The sequence below is a fragment of the Bartonella sp. AC329YNZD genome (assembly GCF_042196685.1).
GTDB lineage: Bacteria > Pseudomonadota > Alphaproteobacteria > Rhizobiales > Rhizobiaceae > Bartonella.
The window spans coordinates 128,012-150,711 of record NZ_JBHIQS010000003.1; the positions used below are offsets into that span (position 1 = coordinate 128,012).

15 protein-coding genes and 1 pseudogene are annotated in these 22,700 nt (G+C 36.3%); 13 read left to right on the forward strand and 3 right to left on the reverse strand.

The window, feature by feature from the left end; translation table 11 throughout:
• The first annotated feature begins 137 nt into the window (after positions 1–137).
• Together ileS and ACFIMW_RS02870 are read left to right on the forward strand one after the other, a co-directional pair.
• Positions 138–3,053, forward strand: a complete 2,916-nt coding sequence (gene ileS, locus ACFIMW_RS02865; RefSeq protein WP_375608057.1) for an isoleucine--tRNA ligase — start codon at positions 138–140, stop codon at positions 3,051–3,053.
• 178 nt (positions 3,054–3,231) lie between these two features.
• Positions 3,232–3,717 carry a hypothetical protein gene (locus ACFIMW_RS02870; protein ID WP_375608058.1) on the forward strand — a complete coding sequence of 162 codons (486 nt, stop codon included), beginning with the start codon at positions 3,232–3,234 and terminating at the stop codon, positions 3,715–3,717.
• Positions 3,718–4,364: 647 nt separating this feature from the next.
• On the opposite strand, the gene ACFIMW_RS02875 is transcribed toward ACFIMW_RS02870, so the two are convergent.
• Positions 4,365–4,811, reverse strand: coding sequence for a nucleoside deaminase (locus ACFIMW_RS02875; protein WP_375608059.1), 447 nt, complete (start codon positions 4,809–4,811; stop codon positions 4,365–4,367).
• A 269-nt stretch (positions 4,812–5,080) separates the two neighbouring features.
• On the opposite strand from ACFIMW_RS02875, the gene ACFIMW_RS02880 reads away from it, so the two are divergent.
• From ACFIMW_RS02880 to lpxK, 9 genes and pseudogenes are all read left to right on the forward strand, one after another.
• A complete protein-coding gene (locus tag ACFIMW_RS02880) occupies positions 5,081–6,481 on the forward strand; it encodes a pseudouridine synthase (protein WP_375608060.1) in 1,401 nt (466 codons plus the stop codon).
• Entirely contained in the window at positions 6,462–7,028 is a 567-nt protein-coding gene (gene rsmD, locus ACFIMW_RS02885) for a 16S rRNA (guanine(966)-N(2))-methyltransferase RsmD (protein WP_375607336.1), read from the forward strand. The genes ACFIMW_RS02880 and rsmD overlap by 20 nt, the downstream gene beginning before the upstream one ends.
• A 544-nt stretch (positions 7,029–7,572) precedes the next feature.
• Positions 7,573–8,022 carry a hypothetical protein gene (locus ACFIMW_RS02890; protein ID WP_375608061.1) on the forward strand — a complete coding sequence of 150 codons (450 nt, stop codon included), beginning with the start codon at positions 7,573–7,575 and terminating at the stop codon, positions 8,020–8,022.
• 1,156 nt (positions 8,023–9,178) lie between these two features.
• Positions 9,179–10,510, forward strand: coding sequence for a TldD/PmbA family protein (locus ACFIMW_RS02895; protein ID WP_375607338.1), 1,332 nt, complete (start codon positions 9,179–9,181; stop codon positions 10,508–10,510).
• A complete protein-coding gene (locus ACFIMW_RS02900) occupies positions 10,497–11,300 on the forward strand; it encodes a 3'(2'),5'-bisphosphate nucleotidase CysQ (RefSeq protein ID WP_375607339.1) in 804 nt (267 codons plus the stop codon). Before ACFIMW_RS02895 ends, ACFIMW_RS02900 begins: the two co-directional genes overlap by 14 nt.
• 45 nt (positions 11,301–11,345) lie before the next feature.
• A complete protein-coding gene (locus ACFIMW_RS02905) occupies positions 11,346–11,591 on the forward strand; it encodes a DUF4170 domain-containing protein (protein WP_375607340.1) in 246 nt (81 codons plus the stop codon).
• Positions 11,592–12,587: 996 nt separating this feature from the next.
• Positions 12,588–13,151: pseudogene (locus ACFIMW_RS02910) on the forward strand (integrase); the annotation flags it as partial.
• Between the two features lie 675 nt (positions 13,152–13,826).
• Positions 13,827–15,149: a lipid IV(A) 3-deoxy-D-manno-octulosonic acid transferase gene (waaA, locus tag ACFIMW_RS02915; RefSeq protein WP_375608062.1), complete on the forward strand. Its 1,323-nt coding sequence runs from the start codon at positions 13,827–13,829 to the stop codon at positions 15,147–15,149.
• On the forward strand, positions 15,139–16,179 hold the full coding sequence (gene lpxK, locus ACFIMW_RS02920; RefSeq protein ID WP_375608063.1) for a tetraacyldisaccharide 4'-kinase: 1,041 nt from the start codon (positions 15,139–15,141) through the stop codon (positions 16,177–16,179). The genes waaA and lpxK overlap by 11 nt, the downstream gene beginning before the upstream one ends.
• 19 nt (positions 16,180–16,198) lie before the next feature.
• On the opposite strand, the gene ACFIMW_RS02925 is transcribed toward lpxK, so the two are convergent.
• The gene (locus tag ACFIMW_RS02925) at positions 16,199–16,435 is read right to left on the reverse strand and encodes a DUF2093 domain-containing protein (protein WP_375608064.1); all 237 of its coding nucleotides are present in this window, start codon (positions 16,433–16,435) and stop codon (positions 16,199–16,201) included.
• Between the two features lie 109 nt (positions 16,436–16,544).
• The gene (gene mutL / locus ACFIMW_RS02930) at positions 16,545–18,398 is read right to left on the reverse strand and encodes a DNA mismatch repair endonuclease MutL (RefSeq protein ID WP_375608065.1); all 1,854 of its coding nucleotides are present in this window, start codon (positions 18,396–18,398) and stop codon (positions 16,545–16,547) included.
• Between the two features lie 278 nt (positions 18,399–18,676).
• Between mutL and ACFIMW_RS02935 the strand changes: the two genes are divergently transcribed.
• Both ACFIMW_RS02935 and lldD read left to right on the forward strand, forming a co-directional pair.
• On the forward strand, positions 18,677–19,765 hold the full coding sequence (locus ACFIMW_RS02935) for a 2'-deoxycytidine 5'-triphosphate deaminase (RefSeq protein ID WP_375608066.1): 1,089 nt from the start codon (positions 18,677–18,679) through the stop codon (positions 19,763–19,765).
• A gap of 1,156 nt (positions 19,766–20,921) precedes the next feature.
• Positions 20,922–22,073 (forward strand): FMN-dependent L-lactate dehydrogenase LldD, encoded by a 1,152-nt coding sequence (gene lldD, locus ACFIMW_RS02940; protein ID WP_375608067.1) that lies wholly within the window; start codon positions 20,922–20,924, stop codon positions 22,071–22,073.
• The last annotated feature ends 627 nt before the right edge of the window (positions 22,074–22,700 follow it).

Below are 22,700 nucleotides of genomic sequence, written 5' to 3' on the forward strand. Positions count from 1 at the left end.
TGTAATGATATATTTTCTTGATCGCTGCTTAATACGAATGATAAGCTCGGATTTCCCTATAGATAAAAACCAGAGTTGCAGGGTTCAGGGAAGTTATGCAAAAGTAAACTCGTAAAAGTGGACAGGAATATTTCACAATGACTGTGAAAAATGAAACAATAGATTATTCAAAAACTCTTTATCTCCCACAGACAAATTTTCCCATGCGTGCAGGTCTTCCGCAAAAAGAGCTTGAATTGATGGCGCATTGGGAAAATATAGGGCTTTATGCGCAATTGCGCCAACAAGCAAAAGATCGTCCATTTTATATTCTTCATGATGGTCCACCTTATGCAAATGGTCATATTCATATCGGGCATGCTTTAAACAAAGTTCTAAAGGATGTGGTTGTTCGTTCATTCCAAATGCGCGGTTTTAATGCAAATTATGTTCCTGGTTGGGATTGCCATGGGCTTCCAATTGAATGGAAAATTGAAGAAAAATATCGAGCACAGGGAAAAAATAAGGACGAGGTACCTCTGAATGAGTTTCGTCAAGAATGCCGTGAATTTGCACAACATTGGGTAACCGTTCAAAGCGAAGAATTTAAACGCCTTGGTGTTGTGGGAGATTTTAACACGCCTTACACTACAATGGCTTTTCATGCAGAAGCACGCATTGCTAGTGAATTGATAAAATTTGCTATGTCAGATCAGATTTATCGTGGTTCCAAGCCGGTGATGTGGTCTGTTGTGGAGCGTACGGCTTTGGCAGAGGCTGAGATTGAATATCATGATCATGAATCAGAGGTGATTTGGGTTAAGTTTCCTGTTTTTGAAGCAAATTCTGATGATTTATATGGTGCTTATGTCGTCATTTGGACAACAACACCATGGACAATTCCTGCTAACCGTGCAGTGAGTTATTCTTCGCAGATTTCTTATGGTATTTACGAAGTTGAAAGTACTGAAAATGATTTTGGTCCTCAAGCGGGAGAAAAGCTTCTCTTTGCAGATGCTCTAGCGATGAGTTGTGCAGAAAAAGCCAAACTTGTTTTGAAGCGTTTGCGTGTTATTTCTACTGATGAATTGAAAGCTCTTGTTCTTTCTCATCCACTCAAAGGTTTGGCGGGAGGGTATAATTATAAGATAGTACTGCTTGAGGGGGCGCATGTGACAGAGAATGCTGGTACAGGTTTTGTCCATACAGCACCAAGTCATGGGCGTGAGGACTTTGAAATTTGGAATGCTTATAAGCCTCTATTGGAGCAAACAGGGATTGATTCATCTATACCATTTCCTGTCGATGATGCGGGTTTCTATACGAAAGATGTTCCGGGTTTGGGACCGGATCGTGAAGGGGGAGCAGCACGTGTTATTGATGATAATGGAAAAATGGGTGATGCCAATAAAGAGGTCATTAACGCTTTAATTAAAGCAGATCGATTATTTGCACGCGGTCGTTTGAAACATTCCTATCCCCATAGTTGGCGTTCGAAAAAACCCGTTATTTTTCGTAATACGCCGCAATGGTTTATTTCAATGGATAAAGATCTTGGGGATGGTTCAACTTTACGCAGTCGGGCTTTGGAAGCTGTTTCAAAAACGCGTTTTGTACCATCTTCTGGGCAAAACCGCCTAGCTTCTATGATAGTAGATCGTCCTGATTGGGTTCTTTCTCGTCAGCGCTCTTGGGGAGTTCCTATTTGTATTTTTGCGAATGAGGATGGTGTTGTTTTGAAAGATGAAAGCGTGAACGAACGTATTTTACGGGCTTTTGAAGTAGAAGGGGCAGATGCATGGTTTGCTGAAGGAGCACGTGAACGTTTTTTAGGTGACCGTGCGCATGAGCCTTGGATGCAGGTTCATGATATTTTGGATGTTTGGTTTGATTCTGGAGCAAGCCATAGCTTTGTATTAGAAGATCGGGCTGATTTAAAATGGCCTGCAGATGTTTATTTTGAAGGCTCTGATCAACATCGTGGATGGTTCCAATCTTCTCTTTTGGAAAGCTGTGGTACGCGTGCTTGCTCTCCTTATAAGGCAGTGATCACACACGGTTTTACTTTGGATGAGAATGGTAAGAAAATGTCTAAATCTTTAGGCAATACGGTTGTTCCGCAAGAGATCATTAAAACATCTGGAGCTGATATTTTTCGTCTTTGGGTGATGACAACAGATTATTGGGAAGATCAGCGTTTAGGCAAGAAAATTCTTCAGACAAATGTGGATTCATATCGTAAACTACGCAATGCAATTCGTTGGATGCTTGGAACTTTAGCACATGATGATGGAGAAGAAATATCTTATGGTGCACTGCCGGATCTTGAAAAATTTATATTGCATAGGCTTTTTGAACTTGATCAGTTGATTAATCGCGCTTACGATGAATTTGATTTTAAAAAGATTATGCGTGCATTATTGGATTTTTCAATCATTGAGTTATCGGCATTTTATTTTGATATCCGAAAGGATTCTCTTTATTGTGATGCGCCTTCATCAAAAAAACGCAAGGCCTCCTTGCAGGTTGTCCGTGAGGTTTTTGAGCGTATGGTAACATGGCTTGCTCCAATGTTGCCTTTTACTATGGAGGAAGCTTGGTTAGAGCGTTACCCAGAAAGCCAATCAGTGCATTTGGAACAATTTCGCTCTGTACCAGAAGAATGGCAAAACCAATCTTTGGCTGAGCGTTGGAAAAAAATTCGGCAGGTCCGTAAAGTTGTGACAGGTGCTTTAGAACTTGAACGTGCTAATAAGCGTATTGGATCCTCTTTGGAAGCTGCGCCTATTGTTTTTATTTCCAATCTGGTTTTACGAGAGGCATTAGAAAATGTGGATATGGCGGAGATCTGTATTACCAGCGCACTCACAATTACGCAGGATACAATGCCTTCCGATGCGTTTACTTTGGATGATGTTGAAGGTGTTGGTGTATATCCAAAGAAAGCGTTGGGAAAAAAATGTGCTCGATCATGGCGTTATACACAAGATGTTGGAAGTGATCCAGCTTATCCGGATGTATCTGCTCGTGATGCAGCTGCTTTGCGGGAATTGCGGATTCTTGGCAAGATTTAAAGTTTTAGATCAAAGGAAAGAAATGCAAGTATATTTCTCGTATTGATGAATATAGTTTTTTGTGGTACGAAAAAAATTCCGTTGTTTTATCTGCAGGGGGGGAAATTTGTATATGGACCGTTCTCTCATAAATAACGGGAATATTAATCAGCCATATACTTAGGAAATGGGATAAGCAGTGAGAAAATGTGAAGTAAAAATATTTCCAATAGGAATTTTAGGTATATGCTTTGTTTTAACGGGATGTAATGCGCCTACCTATGGTACCAATAAACCAGTTTCGATACAGTTTTTTGAAGATGTTGCTAATATCACTTCATTAACACCAACAAATAACAGCAGCCAGATTGTTATGAAACCCCATCCAAAGCTTATAATACCAAGTCCTAGTTCACGCAGGTTTTTACCGGTGCCACAACAAGATAAATCTGTCAATAAAATAGCAGCATCGAAGCAGCATCGGGAAAGTACTCCTTTTCCTCACAAGCGATCATTAGTTAATGGCGCTGGTTCAGAAAATCCTTCACAGTTGAGTGCGAAGCAACGACAAGAATATTTACGTCGTCAGAGAGCACAAGTTGGAAGTTCAAAATACCGTCGCTATCTCACTGAACCACCTTTAAGTTATCGCCAACCGGCAAAAATTGCACCTATTGGTCGATAAGAAAAAGACAAAATATAAAGTATGTGAAGTATTCTTCTCATTACTTATAACGCCAAGTTCTCGTTCACTCAGAGTTATAATGCTGCTGCAAGCTGGTTGTTATTTCCATGAAATAGCAATATGGCGATAGCACCGAGAGAGTGGTTCGGCGTCACTTTTTTAACAAGAAATATCTTTTAAGTCCATTTCACAACGTTGTTTTTGTGGATAGTATAACGTGAAAGCCATTGAAAATTAGCAGCTTTATTCTTATGAAGGAGAGAGCTTATACCATCATTTTATTTTCCAGATTTCAATGTTGTGGCAATTTTTGCATTTGAGAGCTTTCATAAAAGACATTTTTAGTCTTTTCTAAAACGTTTTTTATCTAGACAGTAACCTCACTTATGAGTGCCAAGAAAGAGATTTTTATTGCTTCAATGTAATTTGAAATAAGAGTATATCTACGATATTTTGGACTTTATATTTTATATACAAAATAATGAATTATTCTTATGAATGAATGTATCATTTTATAGAAGCATATGCAGGATTAAAAGAGAAAAAAATGCTTCAAAATAGCTTTCGCTATATCAGAAGGATGAATAATCTTTTTTAAGAAATAGGATAGTTTCTAAAGAGTAAAAGTTATGGAAGAAGAATTATTTTTAGTATCGTTTTTGTACAAAAAAATCTTTAAGTAATTGAGCTGCTTCTTTTTCTTTAAAACCAGAATAAATCTCAGGTTTGTGATGACAGGTTGGTTGCTGATAAAAACGTGGACCATTTTCTATAGCACCTCCTTTGGGATCATTTGTTGCGTAATAGAGACGTCGTATGCGTGCAAATGAAATAGCAGCAGCACACATAGCACAAGGTTCAAGTGTTACATAAAGATCGCAATCAGGAAGCCTTTCGCTTTGCAATGTTTTGCAAGCCATACGGATTGCGCGTATTTCTGCGTGTCCTGTAGGGTCATATGCAGATTTTATAAAGTTACCAGCGCGTGCAATGATAGCTTTTCCACGTGTAATGATAGCACCTACGGGAACTTCATCTTTTTTTGCAGCTTCTTGCGCTTCTAAAAGGGCTATTTCCATGGGCGTCAAAGTCATAATATTCTTCCTACTGAAGGTATAGAAAATCTAAAGGTTATCTCGATAAGGAATGCTATGGAATGAATAATTTATTACGCTTTTATAATGAAAAGAATACCTCTATTTTTTTAAGAGTTTAAAACAAACTTGCAAGTCAACAGATACATTATTGTCGTTAAAGGATAGAAAATGATAAATGATTATGCTACTTCATTTTTCAGGATAAGCGGTATGGTGCATGTGAATAATTTTCTGAACATACTTGCAAAGATTGGTTTGAAACGCAAATGAATGAAAATAATGAGAGTGAACGAATTGCTAAAAGATTAGCGCGTGCTGGTGTTGCTTCGCGTCGAGATGCAGAAATGATGATTGTTTCAGGTCGTATTTCTGTGAATGGTAAAGTCGTGAAAACGCCAGCTTTTAATGTTAGCCGCTCTGATGTTATTAAAGTTGATGGCAAACCTTTACCTCCTATAGAACGAACGCGTTTATGGCTTTACCATAAGCCAGCAGGTCTTGTCACCACGAACCGTGATCCTGAAGGCAGACCTACAGTATTTAGTAATTTACCAAAAGGAATGCCGCGTGTTCTTTCTGTAGGAAGGCTTGACATTAACACGGAAGGGCTTTTGCTTTTAACCAATGATGGTGGCTTAGCGCGTGTATTAGAACTTCCTGTAACGGGGTGGGTCCGCAAATATCGCGTCCGTGCTCATGGAAGAGTAAAACAGAGTGCGCTGGATAACCTTAAAAATGGTATTGCGATTAATGGTATTTTTTATGGTTCAATTGAAGCATCAATTGAACGCGAACAAGGGTCGAATATATGGCTTTCTGTTGCTTTGCGAGAAGGAAAAAATCGTGAAATAAAGAATGTTTTAGGGGCATTGGGATTATCAGTTAATCGATTAATACGTGTATCTTATGGTCCATTTCATCTCTCTGATTTAGAAGAAGGAGCTGTGCAAGAGTTAAAAGGGCGGATGTTACGAGATCAGTTGGGAGAGCGTTTGATTATGCAAGCCAATGCAGATTTTGATGCTCCTATTCTTAAGCCATTTTCAAATTCTGCAGTTGTTGCAGAAAAGAAAAGCCAGAAAGATCTTTCTGTTGCAAATGATGGTTGGGTTTTCTCAAGTGAAAGGGTGATACGACGTCGCTCAAGAGATGGTTCTGTTGAACATAGTCGCGCACGATTAAGTACAAAATCTCATGAAAATGTAAAAAAGGAGAAAAGTGAAGAAGGAAAAGTAGAGCGTTTTCTACCGCGTTCTCGCCGTGCTAATGTTTGGATGGCTCCTGGTGCACGTCCGCAAAGTGCACGTAGAAAGCCTTCCTATAGTGAGGAGAAATCGCATGGTTATAAGAGCGATTTGGATGGTAGAAAGTCCTTTCATCGAGGCAAGGAAAAACTAAAAGAAAGTTCGTCACACAAAGAGAAGAGGGAAAGTTTTGTTCAAAAACGTGGCAAAATATCTTATGACGAGACGCATCCCTTTGGTAAGAAAGATCGCTTTTTAAAGGATAAAGAGAAAATGATAAAAGGTGGTCATGATGAGCGTTCTTTTGAGAGAAAGAAAAAAGTAAAAACATTTGGTGGTTCTATGAAAAAATCTAAATCACAGAGAGATGGTGCAAAAACTTCGAAGCGATTTGGAGGTCCACGTGCGGATTATAGGCGGTAAATTTGCTGGTCGTGTTTTATTTTCGCCTGTTAATCAGTCGATTCGCCCAACGAGTGATCGTACACGTGAAAGCCTTTTTAATATTCTTTCTAGCCGTGAAGAACAATTTTGGACCAATAAACGCATTCTTGATCTTTTTGCTGGTACGGGGGCTTTAGGCATTGAAGCACTTTCACGTGGAGCAAAGGCTGCTGTTTTTGTTGAAAATTCAGTTGAGGGGCGTGGAGTACTTCAAAAAAATATCGAAGCTTTTGAATTGCAAGGGATTGGACGGATTTTGCGTCGTGATGCAACCAAACTTGGCAATATTGGAACAATGCTTCCATTTGATGTTATTTGCGCTGATCCTCCCTATAGCCGTTGTTTAGGTGAACGTGCTTTTGTAGAAGCTTTGCGAGGAGGTTGGGCAAAAGCTGATACACTCTTCGTGCTCGAAGAAAAGAAAGATACGATTATTCATTTACCAGATATTTTTTATCTAGACGATGAGCGTTTTTATGGTGAGACAGCAATACGTCTTTATAAATTACGATTGCTTACATCTTGAGAAAGTTCTTGTTTTTATCCGATAAGATAAAAAAATGTTTTTTCACAGTTTTCTTCATTTTATATGGTTTTTAAAAGGTCAAGCAGAAAGTAAATAAAAGATTCTAATGTTAAAGGAATTGATGAAGTTTTATTAGCTTTACTACAGAAGGATGTTTTTTCTCCAATAGGATATATATATCCTCGATAATAGTTATGATCTTTTTTGTCTAATTTCTTTCTGCTATACCTTAATCATTACATTTCATCAGCAGTTGAAAGCTTTAAGCTATGCAGTCTGCATTTATATTTTAATGATGCGTAACTTTTATTTTTTGTTATTGTCTAAACTTAAAAAAGATATTTTGTTTAGTATTGAAAATATTGTTCATTTATCCTGAATATTTGTGTGTTTAGTTTAGTAGTATCGCTTGTTGATTTAATCATTACATATTAAGTAGATCTTAGAGTATTAAGTATCTTATCGTTGTGCAGCTTTAAGGATACTTTTTTATATTATTTTTTATCACTAAAGATAAGTAATTTATAAAAAAGGGGAGATTATCATGTTTAAATGGATATATAGTGAAGAAATTAGTACAGAAGCAAGTGCTGAGAAAATTTGGGCTATATGGGAAGATGTGGCATCATGGCCTTGCTGGGATAGTGAACTTGAGTGGGTAGAACTTTCTGGTCCTTTCAAAGAAGGCGCTATAGGACGCATGAAACCTAAAAAAGGACCTACAGTAACTTTTACACTTGATAAAGTTATAAAAAATATTTGCTTTTCTGATTATGCTAAACTTCCTTTTACACGTATGAGTTTTAATCATGAATATATTTGTTCAACAAAATCGGGTTCTTCAAATAACAAAATTCGTCATACTGTAATTATTTCTGGCTTACTTGCTCCTTTATTTGGAATGATTATTGGATCAAAAATTAAGTTACATCTTCGCGATGCAATGATTGAAATGAGCAGGCGTGCTCTTACTGAAAACAAAACCATCTTGTAAGGGTGTGCGTTTATAAAGAAGTTAACACCTTAAAAAAGGTGCAGAAATTGTAACTTATTATTAGAACGAAATCAGTTATGGGTATACGGCAAACCAATGAGCTACGGAGCATTTTTTAGTTAGCTGTTGAAATCGATTCAAATCATCTTACGGGATTAATTTTGCGCTAAAAATCTTATGAAATTCATTGAATTTTTTTTATATATAAAAGCTTATAAGATGCTCTCTTCATTGAAAATGAGAAAGTTTCAGAAGCTCATTGTTTCTCTTATGATGTAGGCCAATATCGTCATGATATTTGCTGGTTTCTAATGTTGCGATAGCTTTTGCATTTAAAACCTTCATAAGAGGCATTTTGTTTTCTTCTTAAATAGTTTTCATTCATATGCCCCTTATTCATGATATGCTCGCAAATAGTTGTGATTGACTCAACATGAATAGGTTCGAAACAAAGAGAATTTTATGCTATTAGGCTTTTTTATACAAATTACAAAACAATAAATTATAAGTATAAATCAAAATATTAATTTTATTGAAAGATTACAATATAATTTCTTTGATTACTTTTAAATATAAAAAATGAGTTCTTTATGATATTACGTCCATTAGGGTAAAGAAGTTTATGACTGCTCATTTTGTTGAAACCATAATGGAAGGAAATATTTTTTACTCTGTTTAAGTTTTGTTTCATTTACAAGAGTGCCGTTTCATTATGAGAGAGTTTATAGAAGAAAAGAAGTGTATACAAATATAAGGCATTTTCTTGATTCTTGCTTGGAAATTAAAGAATGCTATAGGAAAGAGATGAGGTAGGTTTTTTACTACCCAGAGGAAGGAAGACCTGTGATTTAGATCATTTTATGCTTTTCGAATTTTTGAGGATTTTGGCTTAAATTCAAGTGTTATTGCTAAGACTTTTGTTAATTGTCAATGTTCTGTTGATTTGATTGTCAGTGGAGATTTGGCTTCTAAAATGATAAGGTCCAATGAGCAATCTTGCAACTAAAGAGATTTTACGACATATTGCATCTTTTCATAAAGAAGCGAAAAAGGAAATGATTTAATGCATTAAAAGAAAAAGAATGCATGAAATGTGCATAATCTTTTGTCAGAATGCTTATCAATGTAAATAATAAAATATTTTAGGGAGTCTATAATGACTGACAAGAACCAGATTGAGAAAGCTGTTTCATTGGTTGAAGCAGCAAGGCGTTCTGGGGCCGACGCTGCTGATGCTGTTATTGTTCATGCACATTCCACCAGTGTATCTGTTCGTTTTGGGAAAGTCGAATCGACAGAATCTGCAGAGAGCAATGATTTTACTCTAAGGGTTTTTGTTGGAAAAAAAGTAGCAAGTGTTTCTGCTAATTTAGGATCTTATCCGCAAGAACTTGCGGAACGTGCTATTGCAATGGCTAAAGCTTCTCCCGATAGTTTATTTGAAGGTTTGGCAGATAAAGAGTGTTTGGTTAAGAACCCTAAAGATCTTGATCTTTTTGATGATTTTATACCCAGCAGTCATTTTTTAACAGAAGATGCTTTAAAAACGGAGGCAGCAGCTCTTGATGTTAAAGGTGTAAGCAATTCTGGTGGCGCTGCAACAGCTTATGGCCGTAGTGGACTTATTCTTGTGACCAGTGATGGTTTTTGTGGAGCCTATCGTTCCAGTTGTTTTTCACGTTCTTGTAGTGCTCTTGCAGGTGAAGGAACACAGATGGAGCGGGATTATGATTATACAACAGCCTTACATTTTTCTGATTTAGAGGCAGCAGAAACTGTGGGAAAGAATGCAGGGCTTGGTGCAGTTCGACGTTTGGGTGCAGTTCGTGCGGCGACTGGGGGCGTTGATGTTATTTTTAATCCGCGTACAGCTCGTGGAATTGCAGGGCATATCGCATCTATGGTCAATGGAGCCTCTGTGGCTCGAAAAACGAGTCTTTTACAGAATTTCCTAGGCAAGGAAGTGATGAAGCCTAATGTTAATGTAACCGATCAACCTTTGCGATTACGTGGAAATGCTTCTCATCCTTTTGATGGAGAAGGGGTAGAGGGGAAAACACTCAATATTATTGAAAATGGTATTTTAAAAAATTGGCTTCTTTCATCATCTACAGCGCGTGAATTGGGACTTAAAACAAATGGACACGGTATGCGTTCGGCATCATTAGTGCAGCCGACCAGTACAAATTTTGCTATTGAACCGGGTTTAGTATCGCCTTGCGATATGATAAAAGATTTGCGAAATGGATTTTATGTGACCGAATTATTCGGTCATGGCATTGATTTTATTACTGGTCAGTATAGTCGTGGGGCTTCCGGTTTTTGGATTGAAAATGGTGAAATTGCTTATCCGGTGAGTGAAGTAACCCTAGGCTCTGATTTGCTTCATATGTTAGCACATTTAACACCTGCCAATGATATTGATCGGCGTTATGGTACAGCAGCTCCAACATTGTTAATTGAAGGGATGACACTTGCAGGAAAATAACATGCATCATTCTTCTGATTTAAATCTTTTGCGTGACGTTTGTCGAGAGGCAGGAGATTTAGCAATGCGGTATTTTGGATGCACGTTAGATGTCTGGATTAAAGAAGGTAATTCCCCGGTCAGTGAGGCAGATTTTGCTGTCGATCATTTCTTGAAAGAGAAGCTTCTTGGAGCACGTCCAAATTATGGATGGATTTCAGAAGAAACAAAAGATAATCGAGAACAACAAGATTATAAGCGCTCCTTTGTCGTTGATCCTATTGATGGGACACGTGGTTTTCTTTCTGGCAGTACTTATTGGTGTATTTCTGTTGCTATTATTGAGAATGGGCGTCCTATTGTGGGCGTTTTACAATGTCCGGCTCAAGGGGATGTTTATGCAGCTGTAACGGGTGAAGGAGCAACATTAAATGGAATAAAACTTCCTCGTTTAGCCTTTGAGGTTCATCGAAAATATAAAATTTCACTTGATAAATCGCTCGCACAAAAATTACCAGATGATTTTCTCAATCAAGTCAGTCTTTACCATTATCTTCCTTCTCTTGCTTATCGTATTGTTCTTGTTGCTCAAGATGAAATTGATATCGTATTAGTTCGTCCAAATTGTCATGAATGGGATATTGCCGCTGCTGATCTTATTTTGCAGGAGTGTGGAGGGTGTTTTTTATCACTTGATACTCCTTTACTATCTTATGGAATTGAACCTTACCAATATGGGCTTTTAATTGCTGGTAAAAATAATTGCTGTCAGGATATGATAGATGTTGTTCGTCAAGCAAAGTTAGTTTAATCACATAAAAAGCGCTAAAATCATTTGAATGATATGGAGGCACATATGACTGAAACAAAGGAAAAAAAACAATATTTACATCTTGTATTTGGTGGGGAATTAAAAAATCTTAACAGTAATCAATTTAAGAATCCTGATGATTTAGATGTGGTTGGTATTTTTTCAGATTATCAATCCGCTCAAGAAGCATGGCAGGCAAAGGCACAAAGCAGTGTAGATAATGCATTGCAACGTTATTACATTGTAGATTTGCATCAGTTTCTTGATGCTGAATCAAGCAATGCAGAATAAAGCTTAAATATTTGGTCATTATAGCCTGTAGATTGCTTCATGCTTTTGTGATCGTCCCTTCCATGGCATTGTTATTCGGGTAAAAAAAGATGCCGTAGAAAAGAATATTCATGTTGTTTAAAACCTATATGTTTTCTTAAGGAAATATCTTTCAAAGCTATCAGGTCATTTCATAATGGTTCCCGTGTCAAGATATAAAATCTGTTTCGCATTATTATCTTTACGCTTAATATAAAGTGTAAGACAGCTCCATTAAACTATTTACAACAGCAATATTATCATGACAGGTTTTTCTCAAAGCTCATAATTATAGTGTGAATAGTCACTCTGCGCTTGAATGAGGTATAAGACATTAATGCGTTAGTTACGGCTGATAAAAAGCACAGCATTACTAATGATGCTAATCACTGCTCTGTTGAGAACGTTTACAACTTTACTTATATATTGGAATTTTTTCAACGAGTTATTACTATAAGCTTAGAAACCATGAAAGTCGTTAGAAGCTTACCAAAATTAGAAATTTAGAGAAACTAAATAGATTTCTGCAGTTAATTTACCTTATAAGTTTTTTTGAGTATTTGTTTAAAGCTATAATCTATAAGTTAATCATTTTGTGTTGATGATATACAATCTTAAAAGGAATCATATATTGCGCTTTCTTTTCAAAAGAGAGGATTTAAAGTTTTGAAAACTCTTATTCAAATTGTTTTAATACTTTTAAGAAATTCTCTATTAAACAAGATTAGATTTTTCGGGATTACCTTTAAGAGATTATATTTCACAATTTAAAATGATAGCTCTATATTTTGCAAAATTTTTGTTTAAAGATTAATTTTATATATATAATTTATCGTTTTGCAAGTTGGGTGAGAGTCCCGAATATCGTAGATTTTTCTCATTCCAAACTTGTTTATGTTGAATCAATCAAAATCACGTGTTTGCACACCACAAGTGGAGCCAACATGTGAATAAAAATTGTTTAAGAAAGGAGCAAAAATGCCTATAATGAACCGTCTTAGGAGCTAAGGGGTGTCGCGACATTAGGAGTTGAAAAATAGTGTGATGATGCCGGCGTGCTATTGCAACAAGCGTAAAGATGGGAGGCTCAATAGATTTTACGCTATGCCTTTCACGGGAGTCGTTGTGAAACGGGCTTGGGAGCGGGCGTTGGGATATGTTTCTTAAAAAAAGCCTGGGAATGTGCAACTCAAGTGTATTATTTGTTTGGGGCGTTTTGTTCTTTATAACGGACGTGACCCTATTAAAGAACGTGAAAAACAAAAGCATGAAGCAATGCGTAATCTCCATTATTGAAAAGATATTACTCTAGATATTTTTGAAAATCCTAAAGCTGAATTAAAAAATGATGGTAAAGATGGAAACTGGTTTGCACCTTTACGTTTTCATATTCTCCCTAAATTAGGCTATTTTCACGTTTCAGAGATTACCCAAACAGAGATACACAATACACTTGCCCCTATCTGGCATACAAAAGCTTGGAGTAGCTCGTACTGCATTGAACCGCCTCAATTTTGTTTTAAATATGCTGCTGCATTGGGATAAAATCATAAAGATTGAGCTACCGCTTAAACATATTTTATTTGTTGTATTTATACAGGTTGTAATGTCTGTTGTTTTTTTTGAAAAATTGATAACATCTAACGTATTTAAAAATAAGTTTTTTCCCAAAATACTAACTTTCAAAATTCAAAGTCTCATTAAAATCTATAAATGCATCTTGATAGCACTACAATAAATTGTTTTCTTTAAAAAATCATGTGTTTTTTCCCTAAGATATATTTTAATAATTCACTAAAATTATAAGAATTATTTGTTAAGTAATCTGAAAAATTGATACAACCTATATTACAAGTTGTATTGTATTTATTGGTTATATTTTCAAAATTATAATCTGCTGAAATATAGTTTTGTTATTTTTGAGTAAATTTTTTATAGGGTGCAAATTGAAATGATAAATCGATATAATTGAAAAAACTTCATTAAAGGGAATTCAAATAATGTGTATATGTTATTCTTATAAGAAGATTTTTGAAAAAACGTGGGATAAAATTATGTTTCTTTTTTCTTTGTGTATTCAATTTTTCATGGGTGAAGCGTTTTTTATCCAAGATACGGATGGTATTTAAAATAATTGATGCACCCAATAGTGTTGATGAATTTTTTAACAAAATAAGCATATAGATATCTCAAAATAGCTAGATGAGGTGATTTTAAATGGTAGAATTAAAGGCACATGCGGCTCTTTTAACCTATCGAATAATTGGTTTTTGCTTATGTCCTGTTGTTCCTTTTTATTTATTTTTTCGTTCTATCCGTGGAAAAGAAGAGTGGTGTCGCAAAAAAGAGCGTTTAGGCAAAAGTTCTCATGCCCGTCCCCAAGGTTCGTTAGTTTGGTTGCATGCAGCAAGTGTTGGAGAAACACTTGCGCTTGTTCCACTTATTGATTATATTTTATCATTAAAAATCAATGTGTTATTAACAACTGGGACTGTGACATCTTCCACTCTTGTAAAAAAACATTTTGGTCATCGGTTGATTCATCAATATGCTCCCTTGGATTTAGATTTTGCAGTGCGGCGTTTTATTAGTCATTGGAAGCCTGATCTCGTCTTGATTTGTGAATCAGAAATTTGGCCTCTCCGTATTAAAGAACTTGCAAAAATGCGTATTCCGCAGATTTTGGTTAATGCCCATATGTCTGAACGTTCTTTTAAAGCTTGGCAAAAACGGCGTATTCTTGCCAAACATATTTTTAAGGATATTGATTTGGCGATTGGTCAAAATGAAAGAGATGTAGCTTATTACCATACACTTGGCGTAAAATCTGTTACGTTTTCTGGTAATCTCAAGGCTGATGTTTTTCTGATTGAAAATCAAGAATTGCTTGCACGTTATCGTAATGCTATCGGCAATCGCCCAGTTTGGGCTGCTGTTTCAACGCATGAAGGGGAAGAGGAGATTGCTTTTGAGGTCCATAAAATTGTTAAAAATTATTTGCCAGATTTATTAACAATTATTGTGCCTCGTCATCCTGAACGTTCAGAAGATCTTATCAGAAAATGCGATAATAAGGGGTTAAGTTTTATTCGTAGGAGTAGAGATGCTGTTCCAAACATGAATACCGATATTTTATGGGGAGATACCATTGGAGAAATGGGACTTTTTCTTCGCTTATCGAAAGTTTCTTTCGTTGGTAAATCCTTATGTGGAAATGGTGGACACAATCCATTGGAATTGGCTTTGCTTGGTTCCGCTATTTTGACAGGACCCCATGTTTCAAATTTTCAAGAGATGTTCAAACAATTTCTAACACATGATGCAGCATATATGGTTCAAGATACAAAACAGCTTGCTATTCAGGTGTATAGGCTTTTAACAAATGAAACATTGCGGCAAGAAATGGTTGATAAGGCTCATGAAGTGGCGACAGGTATGGCAGGTGCATTTGAGCGCACATTAAAGATTTTAGATCCATTTTTACAACCCCTTGTAATACAAACAGGTTTACGTCAGCGTCAGGGTAGATATGCATATTAGCGCCCCTCGTTTTTGGTGGAAAAATAAAAGCTTTTTGCGTTTTGTGTTAGCTCCAGTTTCATGGGGGTATGGTTATTTTTCAAGTCGTTTTATGACAAGACAGCCTCCCGTGATTGATCTGCCAGTTTTGTGTATTGGAAATTTTACATGTGGCGGTGCGGGTAAAACGCCGGTTGTTATTGCTTTTACAAAAGTGGCTAAAGAACTTGGTTTTGTACCTGGTATTGTATCTCGTGGTTATGGTGGATCAGTTAAAGGGGTACATCTTGTAAATGAGAAATATGATACTCCATATAGTGTCGGAGATGAGGCACTTTTACTTGCACAGCATGCTTTTGTAGCTGTATCACCTAATCGTTATGCAGCAGCACAACGGCTTAAACAAGAGGGATGTAATCTTATTTTAATGGATGACGGATTTCAAAGTCGCCGTCTTTATATGGATTATGCGTTACTCGTTGTTGATGCGATGCGCGGTTTTGGTAATGGAGCTGTCTTTCCAGCAGGACCTTTGCGCGTACCATTAAAAACGCAGTTTTCTTTTATGGATAGTGTTTTATTGATTGGTTATTCCGATGCGCCTGATAATGTCGCTTTTCTTGTTTCGCGTACTGGAAAGCCTTTATATCGTGCTCATCTTAAAGCCAGTGCCTCTGATGAGGTTTCAGGAAAATCATTTTTGGCATTTGCTGGTATTGGCAATCCAGATAAATTTTTTAAATCTATTAAAGAATTGTCCGGTCATGTGGTGCAAACTTACATATATCCAGACCACTATTTTTTCACAGATAAAAATTTAAAAAGCCTTATACAAAAGGCTAAAATGCACAATTTATGGCTAGCAACAACAGCTAAAGATTATATCCGTATACAGACAATTCACACGCAAAAAGGTTTGAAAAATCTTATTGTCTTTGATGTGAATGTCGATTTTGTTCAAAAAGACTTCTGTCGTATGGTCCTTGAAGAGGTCATGACCCGCTTTAGAAAACGTTCCCTTGAATTTTCTTGTCTAAAAGGCAAAGGCTAAATTTGTAGCTTTCGAGGGGTTATTTTTCTTTTGTTTTTAATAATTGCTTGAGATATGGGTTGCACTCAAGTTCACGCTGATAGGATATTTCACAACTAGCATATGCTTCTTGGCGGTGATGATTCCAATATTTTAAATCATCTATAGGGATTTTTTGCCCGCTAACAGCACAAATGGTATAGGTACCATATTCTATAATGTCATATCCGTTATTAGAATAATGAATTTTTGCTTCGCGTTCACCATTGGGAAACATTATAACTCCTTTTTACTTGATACAAGAGATTCAAGAAAAGTGCCATAAAATATATTATAAAGTCGAGAGTTAATTTTAAAATATTTTTCTTGTAAAAATGATGAAGAGCTTATTTTCTGCCAAAAAGCCGTTCTATATCTGCCAATTTGAGTTCAATATAAGTAGGGCGTCCATGATTACATGTACTTGTATTAGGTATTGCCTCCATTTGTCGTAATAGTGTGTTCATTTCTTCGGGGCGTAAAAGGCGCCCTGACCGTATTGAGCCGTGACAGGCCATCGTTGCTGCAACATAATCAAGCATTGCTTTTAAATTGTTTGTTGTATCATACTCAGCGGCTTCATCTGCAAGATCTTTAATAAGAGCTTGGACGTTGATCTCTCCTAACATGGAAGGGGTTTCACGCACAACAATTGCTCCTGGTCCAAATGATTCTATTCCTAATCCAAATTTTTGCAAAGCATCTTTATGCGTTAAAAGGCATGTTGCATCCTCTTCAGAGAGTTCTACAATTTCAGGAATAAGTAATAACTGTGAAGGAAGTGGTTTGGAATAAAGTGCATTTTTGAGTGCTTCATAAACTAATCGTTCATGAGCTGCATGCTGATCGACAATGATCAAACTATCTTGTGTTTGGGCGATAATATAGTTTTTATGAATTTGTGCTCTGGCCGCTCCTAGTGGATAAGATAACTCTTCTGATGAAGGTATAGTGCTTGGAATGTATGCATCTCCACTTGGTATATTTAAGCCCTCCATAATAGGAGTAGCATCTTCTTTTAAATCAAAAGAGCTAGTAATATCTAGGGGTTTGTGAACCATTGAAGCGCTGGTAAAATGATGAGGCTGTGGGTTATAAGAAGAGAACAGGTGCGTGTTCTTAAAATTGCCTAATGGTTGTTGTGCCAATGGTTGTTGTGTTTGAAATGCAGTAAGCATTGCTTCAGAACGGGTTGAAGTTGGACGAATACCAGATTGCTGCAATGCTTCACGAATAGCTCCAACAATTAAACCACGAATTAATCCTGGATCACGGAATCGTACATCAGCTTTAGCTGGGTGAACATTAACATCTACTTCAGCAGGTGGGAGATCAATAAAAAGAATAGCGACAGGATAACGATCACGGGGCATAACATCAGCATAAGCACCTCGGAGTGCACTCCATAGAAATTTATCACGCACGGGACGCCCATTAACATAAGCAAATTGATGTAGGCTGTTATTTCGGTTAAAAGATGGCAAGCAAGCAAAACCCGTTAAGCGCACTGCTTCGCGTTCAGCATTCAGTGCAATGCTATTAGGGGCGAATTCCTTTCCCATAATTTGCGTAATACGTTGTAATTGTCCTTGAGTATTATTTTCTGTAGCAGACAGTTCTATAGAAGTTCTGTCTAGTCCTGAAAGAGAAAAGCGGATATGTGGAAATGCGATAGCAATTCGCTTAATCATATCGCTAATAGCATTTGTTTCAGCCCGATCAGTTTTCATAAATTTTAATCGTGCCGGTGTGACAAAGAAAAGATCACGAACTTCAACAATTGTTCCAGGATTTGCAGCAGCTGGCTTGGGACCTACAATTTTTCCTGCAGTAACGGAAATTTCAGCAGCGCTCTCAGCATTTTTTGTTCGTGAAGTGAGTTTAAGTTTTGCAACAGAACCAATAGAGGGGAGGGCTTCTCCTCTAAACCCAAGGAAGCAGATATTGTGTACATCATCGGTAATCTTTGAGGTACAATGACGAGAAACTGCTAGAGTTAACTGATCTGCAGGAATCCCACAACCATTATCACTAACTTTGATAAAATTTTTTCCACCATTTGCTGTAATGATTTCAATGCGCGTTGCATCAGCATCAATAGCGTTTTCAACAAGTTCTTTGACAACATTTGCTGGTCGTTCAATAACTTCACCAGCGGCGATTTGATTAATAATATTTTCGCTAAGATGGCGTATAATCATAATAAATTCTAACAGGAATCTTAAGGGTTTATAAGAAATTATGATAACACCATTTGCGCGACATTCAAGAATAAGAGAGCATGAAAATATTATTTTTACAATACCTCTTGTTTACTTTTAAAGAGAGGCAAAATGTTCTTCATTATTCAAAGTATTTTATTTTATGTTAACAAATCAGTTTGAAAAAACAAAAAAATAGTTTTTATCACCTTAAAAATGGCTTGCACCAACGGATCATCTAGGTCAAAAAGAAATACAGTAAAAAGGGAAGGCAATATATGGCGCGTATAAGCGGTATTTTAGCAGATAGTGATATACAAGCTTTGATTGATAATAACTTTCTCAAGGCTCAGTATCCATTTGATAGATCTCAAATACAACCAGCAAGCCTTGATCTTCGTTTAGGGGAGAAAGCTTATCGTATACGTGCTTCTTTTATGCCGGGTTCTGATGCAAAAGTTTTGGATAAGCTTGAACGGTTAAAGTTGCATGAGTTTGATTTACAAGACGGAGCCGTTTTAGAAACGGGGTGTGTTTATATTGTTCCTCTTTTGGAAACTTTAGCTTTACCAGAATTTTTATCTGCTGTTGCCAATCCCAAAAGTTCTACGGGGCGGTTAGATGTTTTTACACGTGTCATTACGGATAATGCTCAGGAATTTGATAAAATTTGTGCTGGTTATCATGGTCCACTTTATTTGGAAGTTAGTCCACGAACATTTCCAATTTTGGTGCGTACTGGCTCACATTTATCACAGCTTCGGTTTAGAAAAGGGCAAAGTTATTTAAATGAAATTGAGTTGCACACTTTGCAAAGGCAAGAAACACTGATATCGGAGGATCTTCCTAATATTAGTGCTGATGGTATTGGACTTTCTATTAATTTAAAGGGAGATGAAAATGGGCTTATAGGTTATCGTGGTAAACATCATACAAGCGTTATTGATATTGATAAACGCGCCGTTGCTCACGTTTTAGATTTTTGGGAACCTCTTTTTGGTCGAGATCAAAGAGAGCTAGTTCTTGATCCTGATGAGTTTTACATTTTAGTTTCACGAGAGTCTGTTCATGTGCCTCCGCTTTATGCCGCAGAAATGACTCCTTTTGATCCTTTAGTTGGTGAGTTTAGGGTGCACTATGCAGGCTTTTTTGATCCAGGATTTGGGCATATGGAAGCGGGTGGAAAAGGAGCAAGAGCGGTTTTAGAAGTGCGAAGCCATGAAGTTCCTTTTATCTTAGAGCATGGCCAAATGATTGGTCGTTTGGTCTATGAACATATGCTTAATCGGCCCTCAACCCTTTATGGACATGATGTTGGATCACATTATCAAGCACAGGGTTTAAAGTTGTCTAAGCATTTTAAATGAGTTGGAAACCACGAATTTTGATAACATGTACGCAGGAAATATATTGTGAATAAAAGAAAATTTTTTGTTCTTTAAAAAACCGTCGCCATGCATTCTATTTTCAGTTTCCAACATTAGGGCTTTGTATTTGAGAGGATATGATAGGCATTTTTATTTCTTTTTTCAGGCGTGTTTATCCATAAAAATTCTCGTTTATGATGCGGAAAAGAATAGTTTTGCTTATTTTATTATGAAAAAATCTAAAATGAAATAATTTGGCTATAATCAATTTTTATTCAATATGTCATGCATATGTATTGTGATAATAAATCAATAATTTACTTATTCGATATAACAGCAGATTGTTTTCTTTTCAAAGAAAATATGCAAGATTGGATGTTGCACTTTGCTTCATTTTTTTAGATCTTAAGTGCCAGTACATTTTATTTTGTATAAAAATTATCATTAAGAGAAGATAAATAAGTTTTTCACGATAGTTCAGGAACAATTTTTTTAATGAATAGTGTTCTAATTTTAGGAAGACATTTATAGCCTCAAGATATAATATAGCTAGAAAATGTTTCAACTAAAGGTAAAGCACTTCATGAGTATGAACATTAAAAGTTTTTTACACTTTATGTAAATTAGGCACGGTATATTTTTATAAAATTTCATGACAAGTAACAGGTTTCAGTTTTGAATATTGATATGAGAAGATTTTTAGATGTACGCGACAACTTTATTTAAAGTATTAATTAAAGGTTTTTTTCATCTTTTGGGGGGGATGGTTTATCTTTAATGAGTATAGACTTTCTATTTTTATAAACGATAAGGACTCTTTGGAGGGAAAAACTACTTTAAATGACAACGCACTAAGTTGTAAAGCAATTGCTCACAAAGAGGTATTTGTTTAAAGAGAGTATAACATTTCAACTGTATATGAACAATGTATAAGTGGTACGGTATTAATGCTGCTCCTATACTATGAGATTTTAAATTGGGAAAAGAGAAATAAAGACGTTGTTTTTATCAATTAGTTTTTTTAGAAAAGTGCAATTCCTGTTACCTTTATCAATTCAATAGAGCGTTTTGGGAGAACATTGAAGAGGAAGGTACACGGTTTTTTTTATGCATTTTAGGGTATTTTCCCTTTTAATTCAGGAATAATGGGCCATCAATGATTATTTCTTCAACATTTGATTATCGTAAGGCAGCAAAGCGTCGTCTTCCCCCCTTTCTTTTTCACTATATTGATGGTGGGGCTTATGCTGAAGAAACGATGCGACGTAATTGTACAGATCTTCAAGCACTTGCACTGCGTCAAAGGATTCTATGCCACGTTGGTGAAGTTGATCTTTCAATCAAGCTTTTTGATCAGACACTTGGTCTACCGATTGTGCTCGCACCTGTTGGGCTAACAGGCATGTATGCATGTCGTGGTGAGGTAAAAGCAGCGCGTGCTGCGGCAGCAAAAAGGATCCCTTTTACGCTATCTTCGGTTTCAGTTTGTTCCATTGAGGAAGTGCAAGAAGCGATTGGAGGTGCATTTTGGTTTCAACTTTATGTTCTCAAAGATCGCGGTTTCATGCGTGATGCACTAGAACGGGCTTGGTTGGCTGGTGTACGCACGTTGGTTTTTACAGTTGATATGCCAATTCCTGGTGCACGTTATCGTGATGCGCATTCGGGTATGTCTGGTCCTTATGCTGGTTTACGTCGTTTTTTACAAGCTTTGACTCATCCATATTGGGCTTGGAACGTTGGTGTTATGGGGCGCCCTCATGATCTTGGAAATGTTTCCACTTATCTCAAAAAGAAGATTGCATTGGATGATTATGTTGGTTGGCTTGGTGCAAATTTTGATCCCTCAATTGGTTGGCATGATCTACAATGGATTCGCGATTTTTGGAAAGGAAAAATGATTCTGAAAGGTATTCTTGATCCAGAAGATGCGCGAGAAGCCGTACGATTTGGTGCTGATGGTATTGTTGTTTCCAATCACGGTGGACGCCAGCTTGATGGTGTATTATCAACAGCACGAGCGTTGCCTGAAATTGCAGATGCTGTAAAGGATCATTTGACTATTTTAGCGGATTCTGGTGTTCGTTCTGGTCTTGATGTTGTACGCATGATAGCACAAGGTGCGGATGCTGTTATGATTGGCCGTGCTTTTGTTTATGCGCTTGCAGCAGCTGGTAAGAAAGGTGTTATGCATCTCCTTGATCTTTTTGCCAACGAAATGCGGGTAGCTATGACACTGACCGGTACTCAGACAATCAAAGATATTACACGCAAGAGTTTAGTGAATACAGATATTTTTAAGCTCTAAAAGCAGTATGTTATGCTGCTTTTAGAGAAAGAAAGTCTTTTTATAGATGAGCATAATTGTGTATTGTACAGATATGTTGACCATAAGCATTAAATAGAAAAGGTAAAACATCTCTTCTATAAAATGACAGGAAATACCCAACCACTACAATAATAAAAAAAGCTTAATAATAATCAACATAGAAAAAACACATATAACTTTGTATTCACTTTGTTAAAAACTCATTCTATGGATAAAAAGGAACAAACGCTGCTATTAAAGGTAAAACAACTGTTGATATAGAAAAAATAGATATAAATAATGCTGTAAGCATTTTTCCCTCCTATATAAAAACATTAAAATATAATATGTTAATTAATTATTTTCCACATTAGCACAAAACACAAATTTATAAACTTCATTTAGTTTTAAATAAATATGGAATAATATTAATTATATTAATATACTAAAATTATTAAAAGTGTCAATATGTATTATTGTAATCTATAATTATAATAAAAAATTGATCTAATAAATAATATATAGATATGATATTTTTTATGTAGTATGTTTTAAGTAATGAAAAAGTGTACTGTCTTTAGAAAAGCTCGTTTACTGTGAGAAAAGCTGCGCGACTTAATAGGTTTA